At 64.8% G+C, this 9,921-nt stretch carries 14 protein-coding genes; 5 read left to right on the top strand and 9 right to left on the bottom strand.

Annotated elements, in window-relative coordinates:
- Position 1: 1 nt before the first annotated feature.
- Positions 2 to 874 carry a S1C family serine protease gene (locus FJ490_RS19185; RefSeq protein WP_140495897.1) on the bottom strand — a complete coding sequence of 291 codons (873 nt, stop codon included), beginning with the start codon at positions 872 to 874 and terminating at the stop codon, positions 2 to 4.
- A gap of 168 nt (positions 875 to 1,042) precedes the next feature.
- Between FJ490_RS19185 and FJ490_RS19180 the strand changes: the two genes are divergently transcribed.
- Positions 1,043 to 1,993, top strand: a complete 951-nt coding sequence (locus FJ490_RS19180) for a trypsin-like peptidase domain-containing protein (RefSeq protein WP_140581996.1) — start codon at positions 1,043 to 1,045, stop codon at positions 1,991 to 1,993.
- A 10-nt stretch (positions 1,994 to 2,003) separates the two neighbouring features.
- On the opposite strand, the gene FJ490_RS19175 is transcribed toward FJ490_RS19180, so the two are convergent.
- A complete protein-coding gene (locus FJ490_RS19175) occupies positions 2,004 to 2,429 on the bottom strand; it encodes a VOC family protein (protein WP_140495899.1) in 426 nt (141 codons plus the stop codon).
- Between the two features lie 66 nt (positions 2,430 to 2,495).
- On the opposite strand from FJ490_RS19175, the gene FJ490_RS19170 reads away from it, so the two are divergent.
- The gene (locus FJ490_RS19170) at positions 2,496 to 3,089 is read left to right on the top strand and encodes a TetR/AcrR family transcriptional regulator (protein ID WP_140560665.1); all 594 of its coding nucleotides are present in this window, start codon (positions 2,496 to 2,498) and stop codon (positions 3,087 to 3,089) included.
- A gap of 43 nt (positions 3,090 to 3,132) precedes the next feature.
- On the opposite strand, the gene FJ490_RS19165 is transcribed toward FJ490_RS19170, so the two are convergent.
- A complete protein-coding gene (locus FJ490_RS19165) occupies positions 3,133 to 4,086 on the bottom strand; it encodes a LysR family transcriptional regulator (protein ID WP_140728594.1) in 954 nt (317 codons plus the stop codon).
- A 108-nt stretch (positions 4,087 to 4,194) separates the two neighbouring features.
- Between FJ490_RS19165 and FJ490_RS19160 the strand changes: the two genes are divergently transcribed.
- Positions 4,195 to 4,830: an FMN-dependent NADH-azoreductase gene (locus FJ490_RS19160; RefSeq protein WP_140495902.1), complete on the top strand. Its 636-nt coding sequence runs from the start codon at positions 4,195 to 4,197 to the stop codon at positions 4,828 to 4,830.
- Between the two features lie 55 nt (positions 4,831 to 4,885).
- Here the strand turns inward: FJ490_RS19160 and FJ490_RS19155 are convergent, their stop codons facing one another.
- Positions 4,886 to 5,185, bottom strand: a complete 300-nt coding sequence (locus FJ490_RS19155; RefSeq protein ID WP_140728593.1) for an AzlD family protein — start codon at positions 5,183 to 5,185, stop codon at positions 4,886 to 4,888.
- A complete protein-coding gene (locus FJ490_RS19150) occupies positions 5,182 to 5,919 on the bottom strand; it encodes an AzlC family ABC transporter permease (RefSeq protein WP_140560662.1) in 738 nt (245 codons plus the stop codon). The genes FJ490_RS19155 and FJ490_RS19150 overlap by 4 nt, the downstream gene beginning before the upstream one ends.
- Positions 5,920 to 6,090: 171 nt before the next feature.
- Between FJ490_RS19150 and FJ490_RS19145 the strand changes: the two genes are divergently transcribed.
- On the top strand, positions 6,091 to 6,549 hold the full coding sequence (locus FJ490_RS19145; RefSeq protein ID WP_140524836.1) for an Lrp/AsnC family transcriptional regulator: 459 nt from the start codon (positions 6,091 to 6,093) through the stop codon (positions 6,547 to 6,549).
- 146 nt (positions 6,550 to 6,695) lie between these two features.
- Positions 6,696 to 7,898 (top strand): MFS transporter, encoded by a 1,203-nt coding sequence (locus tag FJ490_RS19140; RefSeq protein ID WP_140728592.1) that lies wholly within the window; start codon positions 6,696 to 6,698, stop codon positions 7,896 to 7,898.
- A 77-nt stretch (positions 7,899 to 7,975) separates the two neighbouring features.
- On the opposite strand, the gene FJ490_RS19135 is transcribed toward FJ490_RS19140, so the two are convergent.
- From FJ490_RS19135 to FJ490_RS19120, 4 genes are all read right to left on the bottom strand, one after another.
- Positions 7,976 to 8,269 carry an HlyU family transcriptional regulator gene (locus tag FJ490_RS19135; protein WP_140495907.1) on the bottom strand — a complete coding sequence of 98 codons (294 nt, stop codon included), beginning with the start codon at positions 8,267 to 8,269 and terminating at the stop codon, positions 7,976 to 7,978.
- Between the two features lie 112 nt (positions 8,270 to 8,381).
- The gene (locus FJ490_RS19130; RefSeq protein ID WP_140728591.1) at positions 8,382 to 9,056 is read right to left on the bottom strand and encodes a PadR family transcriptional regulator; all 675 of its coding nucleotides are present in this window, start codon (positions 9,054 to 9,056) and stop codon (positions 8,382 to 8,384) included.
- 168 nt (positions 9,057 to 9,224) lie between these two features.
- On the bottom strand, positions 9,225 to 9,593 hold the full coding sequence (locus FJ490_RS19125; protein ID WP_140728655.1) for a DCC1-like thiol-disulfide oxidoreductase family protein: 369 nt from the start codon (positions 9,591 to 9,593) through the stop codon (positions 9,225 to 9,227).
- Between the two features lie 20 nt (positions 9,594 to 9,613).
- Entirely contained in the window at positions 9,614 to 9,883 is a 270-nt protein-coding gene (locus tag FJ490_RS19120) for a DUF333 domain-containing protein (RefSeq protein WP_140728590.1), read from the bottom strand.
- Positions 9,884 to 9,921: the final 38 nt, after the last annotated feature.

Below are 9,921 nucleotides of genomic sequence, written 5' to 3'. Positions count from 1 at the left end.
CTCAGCTGAGCGGCTTTTCGCCGACCGTCAGCGCCACGTCGCGCTGTTCTCCGCCGCGCACGACACCGAGCGTAACCGAAGCTCCGGCGCTGTCGGGCCCGAGCCTGCGGATCAGCTCGCGCGGGCCGCTCACCGCCTCGCCGTTCCAGGCGACGATGATGTCGCCGAGGGAAAGGCCGGCGGCCTTGGCCGGACCGTTGTCATCAAGGCTCATGACGATGGCGCCGCGGGCCTCGCCGTCGCGGATCGGATGCAAGCCGGCGCCGAGATAGCCGCGGGCGACATGGCCTTTTTCGCGCAGCGTCGCGACCGCCCGCTCGATCGTCTCGTAAGGCATGACCAGCGCGCGGCCGCGCGGCCCGAACAACAGCATGCCGATCAGCGCGCCCTTGGCATCGAGCACCGGGCCGCCCTCGAAACGGCCGCCGGCGCCCACCGCCAGGTTGATGCGCCGGTCGATGGTGCCGCCGCGCATTGAGCGCCAGGCCGGGCCGACTTCGCCGACCGAGCCTGAAACTGCCAACGCCGAACCCCGGCTGTTGCCGATGGCGACGGCAATGTTGCCGGGCCGCACCGCATCCGCCCTGGCCAACGGCTCGGCATTGGTAGCACCGGCCGGCTTGAGCAGGGCGACGCCGGTCGAGGGATCGCGGCCGACAAGATCGGCCTTCACCGTCTCGCCCGAAGCCAGCGTCAGCTCGATCTCCTCGCCGGCCTCGACGGCTTCCTCGGCGGCAACGAAGTAGCCGTCGCGCCAATGGAAAGCGCTCGCTGTGCGATGATTGTGGGTGGTGAAGCTCGCGGTCGCCGGCGCCGCCTTGGCTGCCAGATCGGCAATGGCTTCCGAAAAGGCACTTAGATTGAATTCGCTCATAGCAGTCTCCTGGGTTCATCCATGCCCCAGATATCGCGCGGCAGCGCGCTTGGAGATACTCGCCTGACGGCTAGTCGGCCGGGCGACTGGCCATCTGGTCAGGTCGCGGCGGATGAAGCCGCTCCGCACATATAGTCATCGTTGCGCCTGAAAACATGGAGCCTGCCAATGGCCGTTGCTGCCGCCAAATTCCAATCCGACGACGCGCTGCTCGACGCCTACTCGACGACGGTGGCCGATGCTGTCGACCGCATCGGCCCGGCTGTCTGCCGCATCGAGCGCATCGGTGGCCAGGGCGGGCATGGGTCGGGCTTCGTCATTGCGCATGATGGGCTCGTCGTCACCAACTTCCACGTCGTCGGCGATGCCAGAACGGTGCGCGTGTCGATGCCCGACGGCGCCTCCAGCGAAGGCCGCGTGCTCGGCCGCGACGCCGACACCGACATAGCGCTGGTGCGCGCCGACGGCAGCTTTGCCGATGTCGCTCCGCTGGGCGATTCCAAGCGCCTGCGGCGCGGCCAGATCGCCATAGCCATCGGCAACCCGCTCGGCTTCGAATGGACCGTCACCTCGGGCGTCGTCTCGGCGCTCGGCCGCTCGATGCGCGCTTCCACCGGGCGGCTGATCGACGACGTCATCCAGACCGACGCCGCGCTCAACCCCGGCAATTCCGGCGGACCGTTGGTATCCTCGGCGGGCGAGGTGATCGGCGTCAACACAGCCATGATCCATGGCGCGCAAGGCATTGCCTTTGCCGTCGCCTCCAACACCGCCAACTTCGTCATTTCGGAGATCATCCGTTTCGGCCGCGTACGCCGCGCCTTCATCGGGGTGTCGGCCGACACCGTGAACCTGCCCCGTCGCGCGGCCCTTCTGTCGCAAGTGTCGAGCAAGACCGCGGTTCGGCTGCGCGGCGTCGAGAAGGAGGGCCCTGCGGCCAAGGCCGGCCTCAGGGAAGGCGATATCGTCGCCGCGATAGACGGCCGACCGGTCACCGGCGTCGACGACCTGGTGCGTTTGCTCGACGCCGAGCGGATCGGCCGCGAGACGCGGTGCACGGTGGTGCGCCGCACCGGTGTCAGCCAGGTGACAGTGACGCCAGTGGCAAGGGCTGGTTGAGGGTTTCCACTCAGGCGCTCACTGCACCCTGCGCATACTGTGCCAGGAATTCCTCGCTCGGCGGGATCGGCTTGATGACATCGATCAGGACGCCGTTGGGGTCCCTGGTGATGAAATGGCGCTGGCCAAAAGGCTCGTCGCGCAGGGACCGAAGGATGGGCAGGCCGGCGGCTGTGATCCGCTCATAGACCGCATCGGGATCACGGACTTCGAAGTTGATCAGCAGGCCCGAGCTCCGACCCCGTCCCTCTTCCGGGATCGTCTCATGGTCGCCTTGCACGATACCGAGATTGACGCGCTTGCTCTCCACCGATTGCAGATGCACGTACCAGTCGCTCGTAAACAGCGGCCGGAAGGCGAAATGTTCGACATAGAACGCCGCTGTGCCGGCAACGTCCCCGGTCATCAGCACCGGATAGTAGCTCGTCGTCTTCATCTTTCCTTCTCCCGTCAAGCAACATACAGTCTGCATGTAAATTGAATTAACATACAGGCTGCATGTATGCAACAGAGATCAGCGCGCCGTTCCAACCGTGACCGCACCGAGGCGACACGCGCCGATCTGATCGCCGCAGCGCGAAAACTGTTCATCGAAAAATCCTACGCCGAGACCGGCACACCAGAGATCGTCGCCGCGGCCGGCGTGACGCGCGGCGCGCTCTACCACCACTTCTCCGACAAGCAGGCGCTGTTCGGCGCCGTCGTCGAGCAGGAGGCAGAGGCCGTGGCGCGGGAGATCGAAGGCGCCGCGCCGCCTTCGATCAATGCCCGCGACGCGCTCATTGCCGGCTCCGACGCCTATCTTGCCGCCATGCGCGCGCCCGGCCGCACGCGGCTCCTGCTGCTCGACGGCCCGGCCGTGCTCGGCCGCGCCGAAATGGACGCCATCGACAACCGCCATGGCAATCGCTCGCTGCGCGAAGGGCTGGTCGCGGCGATGCGGGCGAGGACGATGAAGAAGCTTCCGGCCGAAGCGACGACCGCCCTGCTCGCCGCCGCTTTCGACCGCGCGGCACTTGCCATCGAGGCGGGCGGTTCGGCCGAAGACTACCGCAACGTTCTCACGGCACTGATCGATGGGTTGTTCCGCGCCTGATCCGAAGGCTCACCGGTGGTGAGATCCAGGGCAAAGGTTGGAATCAAATCTGCGCGCTTGAAATTTCCGGCTCTTCGTCGGGCACCTCGCCCGGTTCGAATTCGTTGAAGCAGCCAAGTTGGCGCTTGAACTGGTCGATCAGCCAGGCCGCCGCCGGCTTCGGGCTGCGGTCGGCGCGGTGCATGGCATAAAGCGGCGAACGCACCTCCCTGAAAGGCTCGAGGTCGAGTTCCACGAGACGGCCGGTAGCCAGATCGTCAGCGATCAGCCAACGCGGCAGCCCGCCCCAGCCCAGCCCCTCACGCATCAACATATGTTTGGTGCGCAGGTCCGTCAGTCGCCAGGTTCGGTAGGCGAAGACGCCAAAATCGCGCCCCTTGGTACGCTCGGACTGGTCGGTGACGACGAGTTGTGTGTGTTCGCGCGCGTCCTCGATCGCGACCGGTTTGGGCAGCAGCGCCAGCGGGTGACTGGGCGCGGCCGCCAGCACTATCGACATGAAGCCTATGCCCACCAAGTGGACGTCGACATCGCCTAGCAGGCCGCCAATGCCGAGATCGGCCTGGCCACCGACAACATGGTCGGGGATCAGGCCGAGTGTGCCGATGTGCAGGCGCAGCATCACGGTCGGAAATTGCGCCTCGAACGCTTTGAGCACCCGCACCAGCACTGGCGAAGGCAGCGCCGCATCCACCGACAGCGCGACTTCCGCCTCCAGCCCCCGATGGTGACCATCGACGCGCGAGCGTATGCGGTGCAGCACGCTGATCATCCGCCGCGCGTCTTCCAGCATCGCCCGACCGATCTCGGTCAGCTGCGGCTCTCGCGTGCCCTCGCGCTCGAACAGCTTCAGCCCGAGTTGCGCCTCGAGATTGGCGATGCCGTAGCTGATGACGGATTGCGCCCGGTTGAGCTTGCGGCCGGCGGCGGAAAAACTTCCGGTGTCGGCAACGGCCAAGAGGATCTGAAGCTGGTCGAGTGTTGGGTTAGGCTGCATCATTCTATCTAATTAATGGATGGATCATATAGAAAATATACCAGTTTATCTGATGGGTTGAAGGCCCATATGTAGCGGGACAATCCAATTCCACTGGAGAGACCCAACATGTCCATTCTTCTCGTCACGTCGAGCCCGCGCGGCGCTGCCTCGCACTCGACCCGTATCGCCACCGAATTCGCTCAGAAGCTGCTCGCCGCCGACCCGTCGAACACGCTTGTCGTGCGCGACCTCGTCGCCAATCCGCTGCCGCATATCGATACCGACTATGCGACCGGCATATATACGCCTGCCGAAGCCCGCACGCCGCGTCAGGCCGAAGTGGTCGGAGTCTCGGATGCCGTGCTCGACGAACTGTTTGCCGCCGACACGGTGATCCTGGCGACAGGCTTCATCAACTTCAACATCTCCTCGACGCTGAAGTCCTGGGTCGACCATGTCGCCCGTTCCGGAAAAACCTTTGCTTACGGCGAAAACGGCCCCAAAGGCCTCGTCACCGGCAAGAAGGTCTATATCGTGCTGGCATCCGGCGGCATCTACTCGGAAGGCGCGGCCGTGCAGTTCGATCACGCCGTTCCCTATCTGCGCTCGGTGCTCGGCTTCATCGGCATGACCGACGTCGACGTCATCCGCATCGAAGGCGTCGCCAAGGGTCCTGATGCAGTAAGCGAAGCGCTCGCCAAGGCAACCGCCAAGGTCGACGCCGTGGTGGCTGCCAGCCGGGATGTCGCGGCAGCCGCGTAAAAGCTCTGATTGCCAACCAGATCGAAGGCAGGCGCCCGCGCCTGCCTTTTTTGGCCTATCCAATGATGTGCCGCAGCAGTCCCGCCGAAGCGACCCCGATCAGCACGGTCGGCAGCATCGAAAATCGCGTGGCGGCAATCAGCGTGACGGCCAGAGCCAGAAGATCGGCCGGGTTTTTCGAGACGAAGGCAGGCGCGATCACCGAGATCAGCACGCAGCCGGGCGCCGCCTCCATCACGGCCGTTGCCCGCGCGCTGAGCACCCGATTGCGCAGCACGACATAGCCGCCGACGCGGCTGAGGTACGTGACACCAGCCATCAACACGATGGTGAGAGCCGTCTGCGCGTCGATCATGCCTCATCCCTCGACAACAGCCAGGCCGAGACCAGCCCCGCCAGCGCGCCCGCCGCTACATACCAGGCGCCGGGAACGAAAAGGTAGGTCAGCGCCGCGATGATCAGACTGACCAGCCACGGCCGCGCAGCGGCAACATCCTTCCACATGCCGCGCAGCAGTACCAGGAAGACGGCCGCGAACGCCATGTCGAAGCCGTAGGTCTCGGCGTCGCCCAGCACCGGGCCGAGCAAGGCGCCAATTGTGGTGAAGGCCACCCAGGTCAGGTACATCGCCAGTGCCGCGCCCATATAGTAGCGCCGGCTGAAGGCCGGCGCGACGCCGTCGGCGGCGCGCCGTTTGGCGTCGGCCAGGCCGAGCGCCCAGCTTTCGTCGCACATGAAGAACAGCGCGGAAAACACCTTGCGCCGCGGCAGGTCGCGCAGGAACGGCGCCAGTGCCGCCCCCATCAGGAGATGGCGGCTGTTGACCAGGAAGGTGATGGCGATGATGAGCAGGACATGCGGCGGCGACGTCCACAGCTGGATCGCCGCGAATTCCGAGCCGCCGGCGAAGTTCAGTCCCGTTAGCAGCGACAGTTCTGCGGTGCTGAGCCCTCTCTGTGTGGCCTGTGCACCAAGCACCAGCGCATAAGGGATGGTGCCGAACAGCACGGGCGCGCAGGAGGCCACGCCGCGCCGGAACTCGGAGTTCAGTCCGCCGCCCGCCGCCGATCTCGTCTCTGCAATGCTCATGATCTTCCTCCGGCCGCGCCGCGCGGCCGCCTCTGCCGGTTCCGTTGGATGTCGCTGATATCAGGGCAATCATAGTCGTCAGGCCTCGCAATTTGGTTGCGAAGATTGTTGTCTTTCACCATATTTTGGCATCTTATGCCATGAATCATCAGATGAACGGAATTTGAAGCCATGAAACTTGACGAGATCGACAGGCGCATCCTGCGGGCACTGCAGCGCGACGGGCGCATGGCCAACAATGAACTGGCCGCTGAAGTCGGCCTGTCGCCGTCGCCGTGCCTGCGTCGCGTCAAGCTCCTGGAGGAGGCCGGCGTCATCGACCGCTACGTCGCAGTGCTCAATCCGGCCCGCATTGGCAAGGGCCTGACCTTCTTCACCCGCATCTGGCTGAAAGCGCAGGACGAAGACACGATTGAGCATTTCGCCACCGAAGTGGCCAAGCTGCCGCAGGTGATGGAATGTTATCTGATGCTCGGCGACTGCGACGCCATGGTGCGCGTGGTGGCGGCCGGCATCGACGACTACCGCCGCTTCCAGTCGGAACATCTCAGCCGCATCAGGGGCGTGCAGAATGTCAAGACCGACGTTCCCAGCCAGACAATCAAATACACATCGGAACTGCCGATCTAGGCGCCGGGAAATGGCCCATCCCGGACTGGATAAAAAATGCAACCGGATTGTAGGATTGGTGCCGGCGCCGGCGTCCTTCGGACGCAAGCGGCAGGCCAAGTCAGGCCGTGCCGCACAACAAATGCCTTACGGCATGGGAGAAAACCATGAACCTTTCCTATCGTTGGGTCATTGTCGCGGCCGGCGCGCTGATGTCCTGTGTCGCCATCGGCACGATGTTTTCGCTGGCGATCTTCCTTGAGCCGATGGCGCTCGATACCGGTTGGTCACGCGCCGGCATATCGAGCGCGATGACGCTCAATTTCCTGGTCATGGGCCTTGGCGGCTTCGCCTGGGGCGCGCTGTCGGACCGCTTCGGCGCCCGCATCGTCGTCACGGTCGGCGCGGTGCTCCTCGGCCTGGCGTTGGTGCTGGCCAGCCGTGCGGGCTCGCTTGTCACCTTTCAGATCACCTTTGGCGTGCTCGTCGGGCTCGCGGCCAGCGCCTTCTTCGCACCGATGATCGCGCTTACAACAGGCTGGTTCGACACCAATCGCGGCCTTGCCGTGTCGCTGGTCTCGGCCGGCATGGGCGTCGCGCCGATGACGATCTCGCCCTTCGCCCGCTGGCTGATCTCGGCCCATGAATGGCGCACCGCCATGTTCGACATCGGCATCATGGCTTGGGTGCTGCTCCTGCCGGCGGTGCTTCTGGTGCGCCAGCCACCGAAGCCTGTCGTGACCGACACTGGCTCCTCGCCGGTTGCCGAGGGCGCCGGCCTGAGCGTCGGCCAAGCGCTGCGCTCGCCGCAATTCATCGTGCTGGGGCTCACCTTCTTCGCCTGCTGCGCGGCGCATTCGGGGCCGATTTTCCACATGGTCAGCTATGCCATGCTGTGCGGCGTGGCGCCCATGGCCGCCGTCTCGATCTACAGCGTCGAGGGCCTTGCCGGGCTTGGCGGGCGTCTGCTCTACGGCGTGCTCGCCGACAGGCTTGGCGTCAAGCCGGTGCTGATCGCCGGCTTGTTGATCCAGGCCGTGGTGATCGCCGCCTATCTCTCGATCAGTCAGCTCGGCCAGTTCTACATGCTGGCCGTCGTCTTCGGCGCCACCTATGGCGGCGTCATGCCCCTCTACGCAGTGCTGGCGCGCGAATATTTCGGCCAGCGCATCCTGGGCACCGTGTTCGGCGCCGCCACCATGCTGTCCAGCCTCGGCATGGCGCTCGGCCCGCTCGCCGGCGGCATGGTGTTCGACGCCTACGCCAACTACCATTGGCTGTTCATCGGTTCGGCCCTCATCGGGCTGGGTGCGGCGGGCATCGCCATCGCCTTCCCGCCACTGCCGCGCAGAGCGTTGCAGCCGGCATAGCGGAGCAAACGAAAGGGCCGGCCCATATCTGGACCGGCCCTCGGATCTCTGGAATTCTTGAGCCGTTCGTCGGCGGTCTACCCGAACATCCGCTCGCCCTGCTCGTCGACGAGTTGGATGCCCTTCTTGATCGAGATGTCGACGGCGTCGTCCAACCCGGCGAAGCGATCGGCGCGGATGAATCTGTGTTCCTTCAGGACGCCGTCGACGTCCTTGGAGACGACGCCGCAGGTCTGGTACTGGCCATCGGCCTTGTAGGGCGTGGCGCTGATCGTGAAACCCTTGTGCTCGACCTGCTTGGCCGGTGCGGCGCTCTTTGGCTCGGCCGCTTCATCACCGCCACCGCCGAAAAGACGCTTCAGAAAAGACATCGGACTTCCTCCAACAGCATTCATCCCGCACCACATAATGTGGCGCGGGATGAATTTCACTATCGCTCCTTGCCTGAACGGGCAAGGGCCGTGCCGGTTGGACCGAAGCCGGCTATTTGCGCGACAGCGCTTCGAGCGCCGCGGCGGCGTCTTCGAGGATGCTCATCGCCTCGGCCTGCTTGTCCGCCGGCGCATCGACGATGTCGCTCAGCGCGGCGCGCAGCCGGTGGCGCAGCGCACGGAATTCGTCGCGCCTTTCCGAACGGCCGCCTCGGCCGTCGCGCCGATCCTCGCTATCGTCGTTCCAGCCGAACCAGTCGCGCGCCTTGGCCATCTTGCGGCCGAAGCGCTCGAGATGGTCTAGAACGCCGTCGATCATCTCACGGTTGTCGGCAAGATGCGCCTGCCCGGCCTCGGTGATCGAAAACACCTTCTTGTTGCCTTCGCTCGAGGACACGGCATAGCCTGCCTCTTCCAGGAAGGTCAGCGTCGGGTAGACCACGCCCGGGCTCGGGCTGTAGATGCCGCTGGTGCGCTCCTCCAAGGCCTTGATGATGTCATAGCCATGGCGTGGCGCCTGGGCCAGCAGCGACAGCGTGATCAGCTTGAGGTCGCCGTCGGCCAGCATGCGCCCGGCGCGGAACATGTCGCCCGGGCCGCCGCGTCCGCCGCCCCTGCCATGGCCGAACGGGCCAAAGCCGCCGCCCCCGCCTCTGCCGCCAAATTTGCCGGCCATGTGCATGAAGACGCGCTCGGCGCGATCGCCAAAATGATTGTGTCCGTGCATTGATTGCTCCTTGAGTTATATCTTACGACATATCTTAGATAGGCACACGCCAGCGTGGAGTCAAGATATATCTTACGATGTATCGGGCCGGAAGCGAACAGCATCTGTCGGACGCCGATCCGCCGGTCGCGCTCGAACATGCGTTCATCATGATTGGAGTAGCCGGCGCTACCAGCGGCCGTTGCGCCGGTTCCAGGCATAGAGCAGGTCGGCGAAGCGGTCGTAGCCGAAGCGAGCGAGCGGTAGCGTAAGGGCGTTGCCGAGCAGCTTTGCCAGCCAGCCCTCGCCCGGCGTCAGCGCCCACACGGCGATGGCGACATCGGCGCCGACCAGCAGCCTGCCCTGAGCATCGGTCGCGTGCAGCCGGCGGCGGATGTCTTCCAGCGAAGCGCCAAATCCGGCCAAGGCTTCCGGTTCATGATTGATGTCGCGAAATTCGATCCGCCCGGCCTTGATCGCCTCGATCAGCCGCCGCTTCTGCCTGGTAATGCCGGCATCGCAGACCGGGCAGCGCGTGTTGTACCAGACGGTCAGCAAGGGCCTGGTTCTGCTGTCGATCACTTCAGGCCCATCACCGTCTTCGGCCCGACGCATTTGTTGTCGTGAAACAGCTCCCACTCTTCGCACAGCCGCCGATTGGGCAAGCGGCAAAATCCATATTCATTGCCAGCCTTGTCCTTCTTGATCACCAGGCGCCCGCCGATCTCTCCGCAATGGACCGATGCGGGATTGGACATGCCGACCGGTTTTTGCGGGGCAGTGTGGGCATCGATCGGCATCGACGACCACGCGGCAAGGCTGATAGCCAATATCGAAACTTTCTTCATCGCGATCTCCGCTGGCTGCACTCTATCACGATGGAGCG

Origin of the sequence: Mesorhizobium sp. B2-5-11 (assembly GCF_006440835.1) — a bacterium.
GTDB lineage: Bacteria > Pseudomonadota > Alphaproteobacteria > Rhizobiales > Rhizobiaceae > Mesorhizobium.
This window is presented reverse-complemented; position numbering and strand designations above follow the sequence as displayed.

What these genes read in the sequence shown, in the direction of transcription:
- FJ490_RS19185 (WP_140495897.1), bottom strand. Translation starts at nt 874, where the DNA reads ATGAGCGAATTCAATCTAAGTGCCTTTTCGGAAGCCATTGCCGATCTG.
- FJ490_RS19180 (WP_140581996.1), top strand. Translation starts at nt 1,043, where the DNA reads ATGGCCGTTGCTGCCGCCAAATTCCAATCCGACGACGCGCTGCTCGAC.
- FJ490_RS19175 (WP_140495899.1), bottom strand. Translation starts at nt 2,429, where the DNA reads ATGAAGACGACGAGCTACTATCCGGTGCTGATGACCGGGGACGTTGCC.
- FJ490_RS19170 (WP_140560665.1), top strand. Translation starts at nt 2,496, where the DNA reads ATGCAACAGAGATCAGCGCGCCGTTCCAACCGTGACCGCACCGAGGCG.
- FJ490_RS19165 (WP_140728594.1), bottom strand. Translation starts at nt 4,086, where the DNA reads ATGCAGCCTAACCCAACACTCGACCAGCTTCAGATCCTCTTGGCCGTT.
- FJ490_RS19160 (WP_140495902.1), top strand. Translation starts at nt 4,195, where the DNA reads ATGTCCATTCTTCTCGTCACGTCGAGCCCGCGCGGCGCTGCCTCGCAC.
- FJ490_RS19155 (WP_140728593.1), bottom strand. Translation starts at nt 5,185, where the DNA reads ATGATCGACGCGCAGACGGCTCTCACCATCGTGTTGATGGCTGGTGTC.
- FJ490_RS19150 (WP_140560662.1), bottom strand. Translation starts at nt 5,919, where the DNA reads ATGAGCATTGCAGAGACGAGATCGGCGGCGGGCGGCGGACTGAACTCC.
- FJ490_RS19145 (WP_140524836.1), top strand. Translation starts at nt 6,091, where the DNA reads ATGAAACTTGACGAGATCGACAGGCGCATCCTGCGGGCACTGCAGCGC.
- FJ490_RS19140 (WP_140728592.1), top strand. Translation starts at nt 6,696, where the DNA reads ATGAACCTTTCCTATCGTTGGGTCATTGTCGCGGCCGGCGCGCTGATG.
- FJ490_RS19135 (WP_140495907.1), bottom strand. Translation starts at nt 8,269, where the DNA reads ATGTCTTTTCTGAAGCGTCTTTTCGGCGGTGGCGGTGATGAAGCGGCC.
- FJ490_RS19130 (WP_140728591.1), bottom strand. Translation starts at nt 9,056, where the DNA reads ATGCACGGACACAATCATTTTGGCGATCGCGCCGAGCGCGTCTTCATG.
- FJ490_RS19120 (WP_140728590.1), bottom strand. Translation starts at nt 9,883, where the DNA reads ATGAAGAAAGTTTCGATATTGGCTATCAGCCTTGCCGCGTGGTCGTCG.